The organism is Oribacterium sp. FC2011 (assembly GCF_000701645.1).
Lineage (GTDB): Bacteria > Bacillota > Clostridia > Lachnospirales > Lachnospiraceae > Oribacterium.
The window spans coordinates 183,200-199,176 of sequence record NZ_JNJM01000002.1 but is presented as its reverse complement, the minus strand read 5'-3'; the positions used below and the strand labels follow the sequence as shown (position 1 = coordinate 199,176).

General features: G+C 43.3%; 13 protein-coding genes. 3 read left to right on the top strand and 10 right to left on the bottom strand.

Going from position 1 to position 15,977, the window contains the following annotated elements; genetic code table 11:
* Positions 1 to 1,113 carry a DegT/DnrJ/EryC1/StrS family aminotransferase gene (locus tag T357_RS0102285; RefSeq protein WP_031548214.1) on the bottom strand — a complete coding sequence of 371 codons (1,113 nt, stop codon included), beginning with the start codon at positions 1,111 to 1,113 and terminating at the stop codon, positions 1 to 3.
* Positions 1,114 to 1,319: 206 nt separating this feature from the next.
* On the opposite strand from T357_RS0102285, the gene T357_RS0102280 reads away from it, so the two are divergent.
* Positions 1,320 to 3,077, top strand: a complete 1,758-nt coding sequence (locus T357_RS0102280; RefSeq protein WP_242840048.1) for a L,D-transpeptidase — start codon at positions 1,320 to 1,322, stop codon at positions 3,075 to 3,077.
* Between the two features lie 86 nt (positions 3,078 to 3,163).
* On the opposite strand, the gene T357_RS0102275 is transcribed toward T357_RS0102280, so the two are convergent.
* From T357_RS0102275 to T357_RS0102250, 6 genes are all read right to left on the bottom strand, one after another.
* Entirely contained in the window at positions 3,164 to 4,762 is a 1,599-nt protein-coding gene (locus T357_RS0102275) for an ATP-binding protein (RefSeq protein WP_031548209.1), read from the bottom strand.
* A 251-nt stretch (positions 4,763 to 5,013) separates the two neighbouring features.
* Positions 5,014 to 6,912 (bottom strand): autotransporter outer membrane beta-barrel domain-containing protein, encoded by a 1,899-nt coding sequence (locus T357_RS0102270; protein WP_031548207.1) that lies wholly within the window; start codon positions 6,910 to 6,912, stop codon positions 5,014 to 5,016.
* A 276-nt stretch (positions 6,913 to 7,188) separates the two neighbouring features.
* Entirely contained in the window at positions 7,189 to 7,566 is a 378-nt protein-coding gene (locus tag T357_RS0102265; protein ID WP_031548205.1) for a type II toxin-antitoxin system VapC family toxin, read from the bottom strand.
* Complete coding sequence (locus tag T357_RS0102260) at positions 7,566 to 7,766, bottom strand: DUF2281 domain-containing protein (RefSeq protein WP_031548203.1); 201 nt, start codon at positions 7,764 to 7,766, stop codon at positions 7,566 to 7,568. Before T357_RS0102260 ends, T357_RS0102265 begins: the two co-directional genes overlap by 1 nt.
* A 163-nt stretch (positions 7,767 to 7,929) precedes the next feature.
* Complete coding sequence (locus T357_RS0102255) at positions 7,930 to 8,637, bottom strand: LrgB family protein (protein ID WP_031548201.1); 708 nt, start codon at positions 8,635 to 8,637, stop codon at positions 7,930 to 7,932.
* Positions 8,634 to 9,008, bottom strand: a complete 375-nt coding sequence (locus T357_RS0102250) for a CidA/LrgA family protein (protein WP_031548199.1) — start codon at positions 9,006 to 9,008, stop codon at positions 8,634 to 8,636. The genes T357_RS0102255 and T357_RS0102250 overlap by 4 nt, the downstream gene beginning before the upstream one ends.
* A 709-nt stretch (positions 9,009 to 9,717) precedes the next feature.
* Here T357_RS0102250 and T357_RS0102240 point away from each other — a divergent pair.
* Together T357_RS0102240 and T357_RS0102235 are read left to right on the top strand one after the other, a co-directional pair.
* The gene (locus tag T357_RS0102240) at positions 9,718 to 11,010 is read left to right on the top strand and encodes an acyltransferase family protein (protein ID WP_031548197.1); all 1,293 of its coding nucleotides are present in this window, start codon (positions 9,718 to 9,720) and stop codon (positions 11,008 to 11,010) included.
* Complete coding sequence (locus T357_RS0102235; RefSeq protein ID WP_044915888.1) at positions 11,010 to 12,080, top strand: glycosyltransferase family 2 protein; 1,071 nt, start codon at positions 11,010 to 11,012, stop codon at positions 12,078 to 12,080. Before T357_RS0102240 ends, T357_RS0102235 begins: the two co-directional genes overlap by 1 nt.
* Here the strand turns inward: T357_RS0102235 and T357_RS0102230 are convergent.
* The 3 genes from T357_RS0102230 to T357_RS0102220 all read right to left on the bottom strand — a co-directional run bounded on the left by T357_RS0102230 (position 12,022) and on the right by T357_RS0102220 (position 15,924).
* Positions 12,022 to 13,467, bottom strand: a complete 1,446-nt coding sequence (locus T357_RS0102230) for a lipopolysaccharide biosynthesis protein (protein WP_031548193.1) — start codon at positions 13,465 to 13,467, stop codon at positions 12,022 to 12,024. The genes T357_RS0102235 and T357_RS0102230 overlap by 59 nt on opposite strands.
* A complete protein-coding gene (locus tag T357_RS0102225; RefSeq protein WP_044915886.1) occupies positions 13,457 to 14,461 on the bottom strand; it encodes a glycosyltransferase in 1,005 nt (334 codons plus the stop codon). The genes T357_RS0102230 and T357_RS0102225 overlap by 11 nt, the downstream gene beginning before the upstream one ends.
* 467 nt (positions 14,462 to 14,928) lie before the next feature.
* The gene (locus tag T357_RS0102220; protein ID WP_031548189.1) at positions 14,929 to 15,924 is read right to left on the bottom strand and encodes a glycosyltransferase family 2 protein; all 996 of its coding nucleotides are present in this window, start codon (positions 15,922 to 15,924) and stop codon (positions 14,929 to 14,931) included.
* Positions 15,925 to 15,977 lie beyond the last annotated feature (53 nt).

Genomic DNA, 15,977 nt, shown 5'->3' with positions numbered 1-15,977 from the left:
TCAGTTAAGTATCATCATGCAGATACGGTCCACATCCTCAAGGCTCAGATCCGGATAGATCGGAAGTGTAAGTATCTCAAGAGATGCGAGAAGCGCCCGGGGAGTATCATTAACATCATACTGATCCCTGTAGCAGCCATAGGCATTGATGCATGGATAGAAATACTTACGGGCGTTAACATTACCGCCCTTAAGTGCTGCCCAGACCTCATCTCTGGATTTTCCGAACTCGTGGAAACGCACCGGCATATAGGCATAATTCGGCTTAAGGTCCGGATTTTCCTCAGGCAGTATGATTCCGGGAACGCCGCTGAGATTCTCCATATATCTCTCAAATACTGTCTTACGTTTTTCGATATACTCCGAAACATGGCGGAGATTGCAAAGTCCCATGGCGGCAGCGAATTCATTCATCTTGCCGTTACCGCCCACGGAAGCCACTTCCTCCTGGCCGAGGATTCCGAAGTTTTTAAGCTCATAGAGCTTGGCCATGAGCTTCTCGTTCTTTTCTCCTGTTGTAACAGCGCCGCCTTCAATAGAATTGAAAACCTTGGTGGCATGGAAGGAAAACATTGAAGCGTCCCCGAAGGTACCGATTCCCTTTCCCTTATACTCCTCACCAAATGTGTGGGCAGCATCATAAAGAACCTTGAGGTGATGCCTGTCTGCAATTTCCTGTATCTTTTCCACGTCACAGACATTACCGTAAACATGCACGGGAACTATGGCAGAGGTTTTTTCGGTTATAAGTGACTCCAGCTTATCTGTATCGATGGTATAGTCCTTTAAATTAATGTCACAAAAAACCGGCTTCAGCCCGTTTCTCACGATGGCATGGGTTGTGGACGCAAAAGAAAAAGGAGTGGTAATGACCTCTCCGGAAAGCTCCATGGCCTGAATCAGGAACTCAAGGGCGCTGTGGCCATTGACAAAAAGCTGCAGGGAACCAACCTTAAGATACTTCGTAAGTTCTTCCCTAAGCTCTTCGTGATACTTACCCATATTGGTAAGCCATGCAGAATCCCATATATCCCTCAGCATCTGAGTGTATTCATCCAGAGGCGGGAGGCTTGCCTTAGTTACATTTATGATATTTTTTTCTATATCTGACATTTTATCTCCAAAAATTTTTTCCTTATCATAGTTTTCTTCCGAAATATTTATAAAAAATAGATAAGGTTTGTTGCCAATACTTTACGATTTTATAATATGCCCTATAAAAAGTAAATCCCGTCTAGCACTTTCCAAAAGCTTGTGTTAAAGTGTATGCGTGCATTTTTTAATAAGGAAATAGTTTCCATATTTTTGGAGGATAAAAAATGATTAGTATGAAACGTACTGTCGCTATCCTTGCAGCAGCTGCCATGATGGTTCAGCCCATGTCTGTACTTGCTGCAACCCCCGGCGACAATCTCGTCCCTCAGTTTGAAATTACAGATGACACAACAACCAACTCATCCGTAATCACCACCAATGCTGTCACAGCATCAGATCCTGCTGTAACCTCAGACCAGGTTATAGACCAGAGTCAGACAGGAGTAATTGTTCAGGACTCTTCTGCAGGAAGCATTACACCGGGTGCAGTTGAAGGGCCCACAGGTGATAACGCAGTTATTTCTGCGGATCCGCAGACAACCACTGAAAGTACCGGAACACCTGATAATACCGAAACAGTTACAGGAAATACACTTCCTGCAGCCACAACAACTCAGTCAACAGGATCATTTGCCGATAATAGTGGAGCAAGCTCAAGCTCAAAAACACTTCCTGTTGTAGATCCTACAGATGTTGAAGGCATCCGTTACAAATACATGACAACCCCTAACGAAGGAAACATGGAGGCAGATCCTGTTCTGAACCTTGTACCGATGGGTTCCTACTTCATCTATGACGGATCAGGAAAGCGCCTCGACTGGGGAACCACTTCCAAGAATGATTCCTTCGCATATTCTTCAATCGGTTTCACAAGCTTCATGCTTGAGCATGCAAATGTAGGAAGATGGTACTACAGAACCTACTCCAATGGCACAGGCTGGGGCCCATGGGCAACCTCAAAGGAGGCTACACCTAACCAGGGTATCATTTCCGCAATGCAGATCCGTGTAAAGGGTTATACACACAACCTCGGTGATCTTTACTACAGAGCACTTCTTAATGACGGTACTGTTACTGACTGGGCTAAGGAAGGTCAGGCAGTAGGTTCCATCGGTGATGACCGCTATATCGTAGGTATCAAGCTTGCTCTTTGGAAGAAGGGCGTTCAGTTCTTTGATTCAACAGAGAAGCCTATGACTAATGCCTCTAACGAAGGTGTTTACCATACCTCATCAGGCACTATTTATGTAACAGCTGATGGTCGTTCCTATACAGGATGGGGCTTTGACAGTGATTCCAACCAGTACTACTTCAACGATGGTGTTGCGGTAACAGGATGGAATGTGGTCAACGGCTACAACATTTACTTTGATGAGAACGGTGTAGCTCTTAAGGATCTTTCAGAAGTTATGGGTGCACCGGGAGCTTATGCATTGAGAATCAACAAGGCAACCAGAACCATGTACGTTCTTGCACAGGATTCTACAGGAAACTTCACAATTCCTTACAAGACACTCATGGTAACAGTTGGTGATGATACTCCTATCGGTTCCTTCAGCATCTATGAGAAGTACAGATGGCACTTCATGCACACAGACTGCTATTGCCAGTTCCTTTCAAGATTCAAGGGTCACTACCTGCTTCACTCACTGCTTTACTCAAGACCTGACTACAACACAATGGATGCCATCTACTACAACTACATGGATGACTCAATGTCCGGCGGATGTATCCGTCTCCGTGCTGTAGACTGTGCTTGGATATACAACAACTGTCCAAACGGCACAACCGTTACAGTTTACAATGACAAGTGGGACAAGGGTCCTATCGAGAAGGATGCTATCCAGCAGGCTATCCCGAGAAACCAGACCTTCGATCCTACAGATCCTTTAGTAACAGCTGCTCAGGACGCTGCTGCCAAGGCTGCTGCTGAAGCTGCTGCCGCTGCCGCTGCCAGTGAGACAGGCGGAGAGCCACAGTAAAATAAAAGTTTCAATTAATTTAAAAGAGGTTTGTCGCATGAATGCGGCAAACCTCTTTTTTTGCTTCAAATCATTTCCCTTGGCCTTTATTCTACGGGATCATCACTAGCTTCTGCCACCTTCCATCCTACGAGCTTCCTTGACTGTGAATCAAACGAAACACCAATCTTGTAGAGCTTTCTTCCGTCAGCAATATACGGCAATGCATACTCCTTGGTATCTATTTGTGCAAGTGCAGACTCTGCCGTATCATCCCTCTTGAATTCAAACAAGTAAATGTAGTCCTCTGTCTGAATACATAGATCAATGCGTCCATCATAAATCTGTCTCTCGCAGTCAACATACTTCCCAAGCAATATGACAAGCAGATAGACTACTGACTGAAAATAATGCTCAAAAGGATCATCTTCTCGTGTATAGGTGATGCTGGCAAACAATCCCGACAGCACATCCCTGATTTTATCCAATTGTCCGCTTTCTATGTATTCATCTAAAGTAAAGATATCAAGACCGTTTCCGGATGTTGCTTTTGGCACATAATATTTCAAAAGGCTATCGACAAAGCCATATTTCACTTCATCATTCGGGAAGCATAATGTATATCTTCTGCGCCTTTTATCATAATCAGCTATTGTAAGATATCCCGTCTGATAGAGAAGAGGAATAAGATCCAATGTATCTCCCGTATAATCCTTCAGGGTCGCTTCGTCTGCATAAATTGTTCTGTTTGTAAACTTCCGGACATCAAATCTGCTTTCCTTTATTTTACTTAAAAGAAATGTCGGTGTCCCTGTTTCAAACCAGTAAGAACCAAACTCTTTTGAGAAAAATGCATTCAACAGACTAAAGGGATTATAAACACCCTCAGAGAATGGATAAAACCGATAACCATCATATTGTTTTTTGATAGCATCCAGACACTCATCAATACTTAGGCCATGACAATCCGCCAACATTTGTAATTCCCGGTCGAAAAAGTTCGTTATCTCACTATCAGTAATTCCACATAACGCAGCATATTCTTTGTCCATGGAAATATCTTTGAGTTGATTAAGGTCACTGAAAATGCTGACCTTATGGAATTTAGTAACGCCGGTAATAAAGATAAACTGAATTGATTCATCGGCTTTCTTCAATCTGCTGAAGAAGCCTTTGAACACCTCTTTGATATGATTCTGCAATTCCGGATTATTTATCGTGTCCAATAACGGCTTATCATATTCATCGATCAGAACTACGCTTCTCAACCCGGTCTTTTCAGCAGCCAGTTCCATGACTTTTTGGAAACGATCCCCCAAGGTTCGGTCTTTATATTGTTCACCATAAATTGCTTCCCAATCCGAAAGCATTCCATCAAGAACTGTCTCAATAGGGGTCTGTAAATAGTTGTCACCATTAAAGTCCAGATAAAATACGGGATATCTTTTCCAGGCCTCTGCATTATCCTTCTCCAGCTCTTCTATTTCAAGTCCCTTAAATAATTCCTTCTTCCCCTCCCAATATGCCTTCATGGCAGATAGCAAAAGGCTCTTTCCGAATCTCCTGGGTCTCGACAAAAAATAAGGAACATTATTATGAGCCAGTCTGTAGATATATTCTGTCTTGTCAACATAAAGGAAATTATCAGTCCTTAGTTTCTCAAATCCCTGTATACCTACAGGCAGTTTTCTGATAAATTCTCCCATGGTCCAGCGCTCCTTTATGATTCAAACACTCGTCTTGATAACAGTATACTAAATACCATAATTATAGTAAACGCATAGCGATTCCCCCTACATCAATTATGCTGAATAAAAAAACAGGACCTCTGTCCCATAATTGAGACAGAGGCTCCGGTTTTGAAAAGAAGGTATATTGATATTCAGAATGCTCTGAACATATCATCTTGCCTTAAATCGTCTTGCAATAATTTCCTGATACCATTATTCAGTATCTATCAATATGTCCATTCGCTAGTCGCAGGCATTCCCAGGAACATTGAAGGATCCATCTGAAGTCCGTAAATAATGTAAGTGAGTCCTTCTGCATTCTTATTGAATGGAATGTTAAGCACACCGTTAGCTAAACACTGAACCACTACGCTTGTTCCATCACTGAACATAACAGTGTAAGACTGACCTTCTGCTACACTTGCTGCAACAGGAACATCAACTGTATCAGTAGCAGCTGTAAGGAACATGCTCTTGAAGTCTACCACTCCGGCACCCATTATGTTATTGGTTCCCATAGTACTTACATTGTTTGCCGAGAAATTGTTGAGAGCTGTTATGGTATCTACCGGTGTAAGAACATCAGCTACATTCTGAACCATATCTGCTCCGCCGAGATTCAAAGCATGCACCTGAAGTCCCTGTATTGCCTGCATGGTTGCGGCTGCATTAGCATCAGAATAATTACCAACTGACCAGTTTTGTACGCCGGTTGTGCCGGTTGTCTCATCTGACTCATGCTTCTTACTGTTGTCAATGCTGGTTGAAGCAACCTGAATCTGTGCACTGCTCTGATTGCTTGTAGTGGCCTGAACATCATTCTGAATCTTCTTCAGGGTTACACCGATATCAACACCACCGCCTCTTGGAACAGTAAGGAGGTAGGTTCCGTCAGCAGAGCCCTTGTTAAGGCTAATGATATGTCCGGGGCTTACGTTGAAGAAATTCTCAATTTCATAACCGGAAGGAACTGTTACTGCAAAGGTAACTGTTTCATCCTGATGAGCTGTGTCATATCCATTAACTTCTCTTGTACCTGAAGCGATTGAAACGTCTGACTGTACGCTGATGATGTAGTTGATGCTCTGTTCAGCCTTCTTGGTGACATCATTTGTACCATAAGTAGGCTTTTTAGTATTCTCATCATATCCTGTGATTGCTTCTACGACAGGCTTATCATCTGAAGTATCAACCTTCCATACAGTGGTGATGTTTACGTCATCAAGAGAAGCCTTCTCATTTAGAACTATATTGTGTTCTTCACCTGAAATTTCACCTTCAACTGTAAGGTTCACACTAGGCACTTCATCCTCAGACTCTGAACCAAATCCATGAGTTATATTCACAGCTGTATCGGAGGCAGTCACATTCTCCATAATAGTGATGTCTACACTACCATCATCGGCACTATCCGGCATATATATTGCCGAACCTTCACCTTCCTGTTTTACACTTCCGCCAACATTTACATCTATTTCCGAATTACCCCCAACCTCATTTATTTTCACTCCATATGCCTTACCATTAGTTGAAGTGGCCTCAACATCATTATCAACTTTTACATCAACAGAGCTTGTCGAATTAGAATCAGAAGCCCAAGCATTAATTACAATACCAGTTGACGAACCACCTGCTTCGCTAGTTTCGGAAGATGATACTCCACCAACATGGACGTTGACAGAAGCATCTGAATCGCTTCCATGAGCTGCTGCCCCTGCCAAAACACCTGTTACATAACCGTCACTCTCTACATCAACGACGCCTGTTATTGTTACTTCAGCTGTAGCACTTGTTCCACTACTAGAACTTGAATTCGAGTAAGCTTGCACGCCGTGATAATCATCTTCAACAATTACATCTCCAGCAACTTTTAACGAAGCTTCTGTACTCTTATCTTCGCCATCATCATTATCATAGCTATATACATCTATGGCGTCACTAACATTTCCTGATAGTTCCTTCTCCACTTTACCGTCACTGTCACTAATCTTTTCAGCGCCTATGTTTATTGAGACATTATCATCTTCCTTGTATGCAAATGTCGTAACCCCTGAGCTAATCACCATAGATGCCGCAAGAATCACCGCCATAAGTTTCTTTGTGTTACATAAGTTCCTTCTTTTCACTTAAGTTCTCCTTTCTCCAGCCGGGATTTCCTTATTCACCGGCCAAAAAGACACGTTTTATCTGATTTATCTCTCATCGACTGATATATATATATATATATAATTGGCATTTTCAAAAATTTAGAGATTTTTAATAAATATTAAACCTCTTGACAACAGGATTTTGTGTGACTTATCAAAGTCTAAGCCACATTACCGCTTGTTTTTTTAACGCAAAAAAGCAGCTGCGGGTTTTCCCACAACTGCTTTCTACTCACGAACAAATAATCAATATTTTTACCAAATCTTATTAATATCATACTGAGCAATCTTCTCGTCTTTTGTAACAAGAGCCATGCCTTCCGTGACAGCTTGTGCCATTATCAATCTATCAAAAGGGTCATTATGCAAAAAAGGAAGATCTTTAACCTTGTCCAAGTGCCCAGGTTTAATCGGAAGAATAGCTATATCAACATCCTCACATTTTTCTGCCAGTTCATGTGCACTAATGTCTATATCCAGCTTTCCTATAGACTGCTTAATTGCTATCTCCCATAAGGATGCTATACTCACAAAAACTTTGTCTGAAGACTTTATGCTATTCATGGCACGTTCGCTTAGTTTGGAATCATCAAACATAAACCAGATCATAGCATGTGTGTCGAGTAGTATCATCACATATACTCCTTAAAACAATTCGGCGTCTCATCAAAATCATCTGCCATATATTTTAGTTTTCCTTTTAATGTATTTGATTTCCTTTCATGGACAGGCTGTTCTTGTCTGGATTTGAGAAACTTGATGAAATCGATAACTTCAGACATATTGCTTTCAGATAAATCCTTAGCCTCTTCTATTAGTTCAGCATATACCATAGAAACCAGCCCTCCTTTATTATTTTGAATTACCAATACATTCTAGTATCAGTATACTAGAAATTAAAATCTTAGTAAACGCTAGCCTAGTCCAAAATCATTACGCAATTCTTGCCTGAAGTCGTATTGGTAAAACAAATTCACTGTGATATCGCTAATTTCATCATAGAAATGTCCCGCTTACCAATGGAACAAGAATAACCGTAAGTATTCCGGCTACGCAGATGCTTAGTGAGCTCATGGCCCCTTCAACCTCTCCAAGTTCAAGTGCCTTTGCGGTTCCTACCGCATGGGCTGAGGTTCCGAGAGCCAGGCCTTTTGCCACCGGATGTTCGATACGAAAAATCTTGAATATAGTCTCGGCTATCATGTTTCCGAGAATACCGGTTATAATGATTGCCGCAACCGTAAGGGTCACAATGCCGCCGGCTTCCTCCGATACGCCCATGCCTATGGCGGTTGTGATGGACTTGGGAAGTAATGTTGCTATGTGGTCACCTGTAAGACCAAAAAGCTTTCCCATGAGCAAAATACTCAGGATGGAGCAGCAGGTTCCGGTCGTGATTCCGATGGCCACAGCAGCCAGATTATCCTTGAGAAGCTTTAGCTGCTTATACATTGGAACCGCAAGACATACCGTAGCCGGAGTCAGAAGGTAACTGAGCATCTTTGCGCTGTCGCGGTAGGTTTCGTAGGGAATGTCCAGAACCGCAAGAACAATTATGCAAAGTACCGTAGAGACCAGCAAAGGGTTCAGGATGGCAAATTTAAACCTGGCTTTAAGTTTCAGGGCAATGATGAAAAGGCCGATGCTGAGAAATAGTCCGAAATAGTCGGAGCCTGCTACGGCACTTATCAGTGTTTCTTTCATTCCGAAGCCTCCTTATATTCCTTTTTTTCAGACCGCCTGAGGATCAATGATGCAGCGATGCCTGTAACAGTCATTACGATAACGGTTGAGGCTATTATGATCACAAGATAGGGCACGAGTACAGGAATGAGAATGTCCGTCACGCTCATGATGCCCACTGCTGCGGGAATAAACATTAGCGTCATAGTATCCAGAAGAAATCCTCCGGTTGTTTCAACATCCTCGAGCTTTACTATTCCTGTAATGAGCCCGGTGAGAAGCAGGACAAGCCCGTAAACTCCCGCAGGAATCGGTAATGGCAGCAATTTGTTCAGAGCCTCCCCGATAAAGGTGAAAGCCATGATCCATGCCACCTCTTTTACATATTTCATTTTAAATACACCTTCTTTTGATAATGTTTGTATACAGATCTGTGATGACAGGTCTCAGAATAATAACAGAGAAAGCATAGTCCACTGCAAACATCAAAACAAGATGATATTTAGACAAATTAAGATACGAAAAGCCTAAATAATGTGTGTATAATTTGAGACTGTATTTTCATCTGACTGATGGTTGTTTGACAGATTTCTATGCTGATGGTAAGATGAGAATGTAAAAAGAAATAAAAAGGATGCCACCGGTAACGGCAGGCTTCCTTAAGAATTAACTACAAGAGTAGCCGCCTAAGTTTGACCGACCGGGGCGGCTATTCTCGTGTGTTTTTGCTATTGCGTCCGATGGCGTATCCAAGACCGAACGCGGTCAGCGCAAGGCTAATCACTGCGATTAATCCCTCTATCGTCAACATCTGCATTTACCTCCTTTCCGGTGAAAGCTAGGAACAAGTCCCGCACTATAGTTACCGTTTGGAGGTGTCATTATCACATTAGAATATTCGACCTCCGAACAAATCGAAAGGCCTACCGTCCACCGCACATAATTGCTAAAGGTGACATCCCAGAATGGTAGTGTATCATGAAGCCCCAGCTGTGACAAGTTCATTTTTGGCACATATATTTACAGTCATTTGTATACTCCTACTCTGTCATGATATAATCTTGAATCGTAAATCAGAAATACATACAAAGGATAAATAGAATGTCAGAATCAAATCCAAATAGCAATCATGGCATACGGCACAGTTCCCGAGATCTTAATGTCGAGCTCCTGCGTATCATCGCCTGCCTCATGGTCATCATGATACATGTAAGACCTTTTCCATTTTCGGGAACGACTCTCAGGGATGCCGTAGTTTTTATAAATGTCATGAATGGTCCGGCAGTGGCCGCCTTTTTTCTCATAAGCGGTTTTTTCATCAGCAAAAAACAGACTCTTTCACATATAATATTACGTTTTCTAAAAGGTGTTATCCTGCCGACAGCAATCTTTGTATTCTGCCTCGGACTCGTTCGCCCCTGGATCGATACTCCGGGGATGGGACTTTTACAAAGTGTTCTTAACTCACAGCCTTTGGCTATTCTTTCCGATATGCTTCAGGGGTTCCTTGCTTTTGATACTGTGCGTTTCGGCATTTATGCAGATCACTTATGGTATATCTTCAGCTATGCCTCCATCATGTTTTGGATGCCTGTGATACTAACTCTTGTAAAACACGATGAAAATACTGCTTTAAAACTAATGCTTCTGATCGGAGTTTTTCACTACACGCTTGTGAATCTCAGTGCCCTGGTGGTTCTGCCTTTCGGGATATACATTCCAGAAGCCATGGGAAAACCGGCACTGTACACCATCGCAGGATACCTTTTTTACTCATGGATAAAGAAGGTGCGAGCCACTGAACAATCTCTTACCAGGAGCAAACGCTTACCCTTACTGTTTTTGTTTATGTTCATAATCCTTTCAACAGTGCTTTTCTTCCTTCAGAAGCATGTTTATATGCAGGGACTTATGATCGGAAGATCGGTAGATGAATTGAATATGGATTACTATTTCACAAGCTGGAGCGGACTGATCTGTGCCCTTCAGACAGTAAGCCTTGCAGGATTTGTACTTTTGCTTCCATTAAAGCTTCAATACAAAAGCGGATTTTCATCTGTAAGCTCAGCAAACACTGACAATGGCAGCTTTAAAGATCAGACAAAGCAATCGTCAGGCAGCATAGCAGTACCTTACTCTGCCGTGGGTATGCTCATTTCCACCCTTGGAGGCTATACATTTTATATTTATCTGATACACTACGTATTTACAAATCATTTTAGAGCAACGGGACTTGAGGCAGCGTTTAAAGCCTTCTTCGGAGAGACCTCCCTTGGACTTATGCTTTACAGCCTGATTTACTCTTTATTTGTTTTCGCCTTTTGCTCTATACTTATATTTATATTCAGACAACTCACTAAGCTAATATCTACTGTTTTAAGGTATAAAAAATAATGTCTAAAGATACAATTAACAACAATATAAAAACCAAAACCCCCGATGGTTTCCGAACCGTCATCGTTATCCCAAACTATAACGGTTTACGTTTTCTCGATGACTGCATGAATGCCATCGATGCCCAGACCGTGGATCATTTCGTAACTCTCGTGATCGATAACGGCTCGGGTGAAGAAGATACAGAGTGGCTTAAACATTGGCAGGAAAAGGATAAGGTTCATCGAAAACTAATACTTAACAAAGATAACCTCGGTTTCTCCGGTGCCGTTAATCAGGGCATCCGCTATGCCATGGAGCATAAAATCGAGTTCACTTTGCTTTTAAATAACGATACCAAGGCAGCTCCTGATTTCGTGGAGGTCCTGGAAAACCGCATGGATAAGGACAGTAAAAAGAAAGTCTTTGCTATCTCCAGCAAGATGGTTAAAATGCATGACCCTTCCATCATGGATGACGCCGGAGATCAGATGACGGTTCTTGGCTGGCAGTTCCAGAGAGGTTTAGACGAGCCTTCCTCTCTTCCAAGATGGAATACCGAGTCAGAAGTTTTCTCCGCCTGCGCAGGTGCTGCAATGTACAGAACCGAGCATTTTGAAAAGGTGGGGCTTTTCGATGAGAACCATTTTGCCTATCTCGAAGATATTGACCTTTGCTACAGGGCACAGCTTTATGGTTTCAAGGTTCTATACTGTCCCGAAGCACTGGTTCATCACGTTGGTTCCGGAACCAGCGGCTCAAAGTACAATGACTTTAAAGTTCGTCTGAGCGCCAGAAACTCACTTTATCTTCTCTATAAGAACCTGCCCCTGTTTATGGTGATACTTAACATTTTGCCTATCCTTGCAGGTTACCTGATAAAGATACTGTTCTTCACAAAAAAAGACTTCTTAAAGTCCTACATGGAGGGCATCTTCGAAGCCTTCAGCAAGTTCAAAACTCTCAAAAGGGCAAAAATAAATGAGGTACCGCCCATGCGATACCTCACTCTGGAATTAAGACTTATTGCCGCTACTTTTGAGTACGCTTCGAGACTAATGAGACGATATAGTCCAAAGGCTCGCGGCTAAAAATATAAGAAGCCAAAAGATATACGATAACTCCCGTCACCATCTGTAGGATCAATGTCGGGACCGGAGCAAACCGGAGAAGCTCCACGCTCCAGGCGGCCGCACCCATAAGCACTGAAACCACCAGGGAGGGCAATACCTCGATCCACTGCCTCAGGGGCCCGTAACCTATAAGCTTACCGTTCGGCCATGCATTGATGACGGTACAAAGATACTCGTCAATGACTTTAAGTATAAGCATTGGCCATATACCGAAAGGAAGACTCAAAAGCAGTATTACAATGCCGAGAGTCTTTTTTATTAGCTCAAGTTTCAGGAAAAGATCGGACCTTCCCATGGCATTCATGACCTGAAGGTTGATGATGTGAATGGGATAGACCGCGTAGCTCACAGCCAGCAGCACAAGATACGGCGCCGCCACCAGCCATTTCTCTGTAAGGAGAATCTCTACAAGTGGTCTCGAAACCGCTGCAAGTCCAGCCATCATTGGGAAGATCACGAAGGCGCTGAGCCTTATGGATCTGCTGGCCATACGCCGGAGCATTTCAGGATCATCCTGCTGTTTACTGTAAGCCGGAAGCATTACCGACTGAATAGCTGTGGAAAGATTCGTTGCGATGATCTTTGGGAACTGCTCACCTCTGTTATAGGCTCCGAGGTCGGCACTTGAGTACTTTTTGCCAATGATAAGGCCGTAAATATTCTGCCACACCGCATCGATAAGGCCTGAGGCAAGTATCTTCCAGCCAAAGGAAAATAGCTGCCTGAGACGTCCTGTGCGGAACAGAAAGTGAGGGTACCACCTTACGGTGAAGAGCATCACTATCATAAGTGAGAAGTAGTAGGATATCTGCTGGGCAGCCATGGCCCAGACTCCGAAGCCCTGCATGGCGAGGGCGATGGACACCGCTCCGGATATAAGCACCGCGATCATGGTTGACTGAAAAAGCTGCCTGAACCTGAGATTTCTCGCCACGAAGGCTGTCTGTATAGACACGATGGCTCCCGGGAAAAGAACGATTCCCATGACTCTTACAAGCTCTCTCAGCACCGGAATCCCGTAATAGGCGGAAATCCAGGGTGCTCCCGCAAAAAGCACCAGGTAGCATCCCAGTGCCAGCAGCATACTGATCCAGAAAACCGAACTGTAATCCTCTTCCTTTATATCCTTACCCTGCACAAGAGCCGTTGCAAAGCCGGACTGCACAAAGGTATTTGCTATTGTTATAAATATGGTGATAAGACTGATGGTTCCGTACTCCGTGGGAGTCATGAGTCTCGCCAGTATGAGTGCAACCACAAACTGCACTCCCTGGGAACCGCACTGCTCCAGCACCTTCCAGAAAAGCCCGCTTATCACCTTGCTTTTCAAATTATTATCTGCCATTTTTCCTGTTTCGCAGCCAATTGTAAAGCTTCGGCATGCGATATTCAAATCCTATAAAAAATCTGTCCCGGAGATTCAGTTCATTGAAAAACTCTCTGTTCTCAGGTTTAAAGATCGTCTTAAAGTCCCTGACATTGACCTTGGTGAGGAACTCATTTCTTCCTCCTGCCCTCATGGCCGCCTCATGGAACCTGCCACCGGTCACTTCATCGAAGCGCCGATACATCTTCCATAAATCCTCCGCGAACTTTTCCTGTTTTCTAATGTAGTCGCCGGTCATCTGGCTCTCCGTCCAGGAGCCCCCTATGGCGAAACGGTAAACGCTCATGGGCTCATCGAAATAGTAGCTGTCCCCGGCTACCGCCGCCATAAGTTCCAACGGTCTGTCGCCAACAGGGCAATCCACATAGTAATCCGGCAGTTTTTCAACGATTTCCCGCCTTAACAGGAAGCTTGCAAAGGGTGAACCCACTGCTTTATCCACAAGCTCCTCCGGTTTAACCACACGGGATTGTTTATAAGGTCTCATAAGCTCCCCGTTTACGAGAGCCCCGTCTTCGGAAACAACCTTAGCGGAATGAAAAGTAAATACACACTCCGGATGTGCCTCCATATAGGAAACCTGCTTTTTCAGCTTCTCAGGATCACACCAGTAATCATCCCCATCCGTAAGGGCTACATATTTTCCCACAGCCCTCGGAAAGTTAAAGGCCCCGGAAATATTGGTAATCCCCTTACTGTACTGATTTTCTGTCCTCAGTATCGGCTTGATGATATCCGGATACCTCTCCTGATACCCCCTGATGACCTCCTGGGCATTGTCCGTAGAAGCATCATCATGTATCAGAACCTCAATCTCGAAATCCCTCTCCTGCCCCAGGATGTGATCCAAACACTCACCTATATACTTCCCGTGATTGTACGTCACCACACAAACAGAGACCATAACAGGATTAATTACATCATTTTTAACTTCAATTCCTACTTCACCCATTAACTAACCTACTATTATGTATCAGTTCAGCCAGAACATATGTGGAATATTGACTTATTCTTGCGTTTACTTGATTTGAGTCATATTGATTCTCTTTGTTCAATGACTCATTTCAGGAATATCATTTATGGAGTCATATTTTCCGGTTGAAACCCTTGACTCATTCTTGCATTTACTTGATTTGAGTCATATTGATTCTCTTTGTTCAATGACTCATTTCAAGAATACCATTTATGGAGTCATATTTTCCGATTGAAACCATTGACTCATTCTTGCATTTACTTGATTTGAGTCATATTGATTCTCTTATTTCAATCTCAACACCTTAATACCTACGCAACCACGGAGGAAAATGAAAGGGATGGGCGGCTAGGCTTGTGAGTTGAAAGAACATACTTACAGACATGTACTTTCAATCTCGTGGGCCGTCGCCCGTCCCTTTCATTTTCCGGAGTCCCTAGATAATCTTACCTTATAAAGAAACACTCCCCCACAGTCCTGTGAACCATATTGTAAGTGAACCCATACCTCAAAATGGTTATGATCTTCCCAAGCCTGCTCTTTTCCCGGATACTCAGGAAGCTTTCCAGCAGGACCTTCTGTTTCTCCGAAAGTCTGTCCCCGTAAATCTCCATAAAGCACCGGGCCTGCTGAAACATCTCCTCATAAACCTTTCGGGAATGCTCATCCATCTCAGCCTTGCTTTTTCCATCTTTTCTGCCGATGCCGAAACGGCCGAGAATCTCCATGATACGGGAACCCTTTTCAGCACCGAGGACATTGTTCCCATGCTGCCTATACTTATAAAGGGATTCCGGCACGAAACGAATCTGTCCGAAGGCTGCCGCAACAAGGGCTATCCACTGATCATGCATGACACAATGCTCAGGCTCCCTGTCTATAAGCTTTGCAAGAGCCCGGTTTATCATCATTGCCCCGCCAACAACATTGTTCTGAACCAGCAGCTGATTCAGCTTCTTTCTCGCGGGAGTCATTTTCTGGTAAGTCACATAGCTTGGGGAGATAGGATTAAGCTCCTGATCCACCACCTCAGAATCACAATGTACAAGAGTTGGTTTATCATCACCGTAAACCGCCTCCAGTATCTTCATCTGTTTAAGGGTCTTCTCAACCTTATCCGGATTCCATACATCGTCCTGGTCAGAAAGCATGATGTACTTGGAATCTCCGTATTTCCCCTCTGCCAGAAGCTTCAAAAAATGTTTCTGTGCACTTCCGCAAGGGGGATTCTGTTCCAATATCTCTATCCTTCCGGGATTGGCTTCCTTCAAAGCTTCAACGATTCCCAGTGTCCCGTCATTTGATCCGTCATCCGACACAACGATCCTAATATCCTCATAACTCTGCCCTAGGATAGAATCTATCTGCTGTTTGACATAATTCTCACCATTATAGGTACACAAAAGCACTGTGACCTCATAACTTGAATTTTTTGATTCCATATCTATCTCAATTAACTCTTATTTCTTATATTTTAATTCTTACTTGCTAACTA

Coding starts and splice junctions, on each gene's coding strand:
- T357_RS0102225 (WP_044915886.1), bottom strand. CDS start 14,461: ATGGGTGAAGTAGGAATTGAAGTTAAAAATGATGTAATTAATCCTGTT.
- T357_RS0102250 (WP_031548199.1), bottom strand. CDS start 9,008: ATGAAATATGTAAAAGAGGTGGCATGGATCATGGCTTTCACCTTTATC.
- T357_RS0102235 (WP_044915888.1), top strand. CDS start 11,010: ATGTCTAAAGATACAATTAACAACAATATAAAAACCAAAACCCCCGAT.
- T357_RS0102220 (WP_031548189.1), bottom strand. CDS start 15,924: ATGGAATCAAAAAATTCAAGTTATGAGGTCACAGTGCTTTTGTGTACC.
- T357_RS0102285 (WP_031548214.1), bottom strand. CDS start 1,113: ATGTCAGATATAGAAAAAAATATCATAAATGTAACTAAGGCAAGCCTC.
- T357_RS0102260 (WP_031548203.1), bottom strand. CDS start 7,766: ATGGTATATGCTGAACTAATAGAAGAGGCTAAGGATTTATCTGAAAGC.
- T357_RS0102240 (WP_031548197.1), top strand. CDS start 9,718: ATGTCAGAATCAAATCCAAATAGCAATCATGGCATACGGCACAGTTCC.
- T357_RS0102230 (WP_031548193.1), bottom strand. CDS start 13,467: ATGGCAGATAATAATTTGAAAAGCAAGGTGATAAGCGGGCTTTTCTGG.
- T357_RS0102265 (WP_031548205.1), bottom strand. CDS start 7,566: ATGATACTACTCGACACACATGCTATGATCTGGTTTATGTTTGATGAT.
- T357_RS0102275 (WP_031548209.1), bottom strand. CDS start 4,762: ATGGGAGAATTTATCAGAAAACTGCCTGTAGGTATACAGGGATTTGAG.
- T357_RS0102255 (WP_031548201.1), bottom strand. CDS start 8,637: ATGAAAGAAACACTGATAAGTGCCGTAGCAGGCTCCGACTATTTCGGA.
- T357_RS0102280 (WP_242840048.1), top strand. CDS start 1,320: ATGATTAGTATGAAACGTACTGTCGCTATCCTTGCAGCAGCTGCCATG.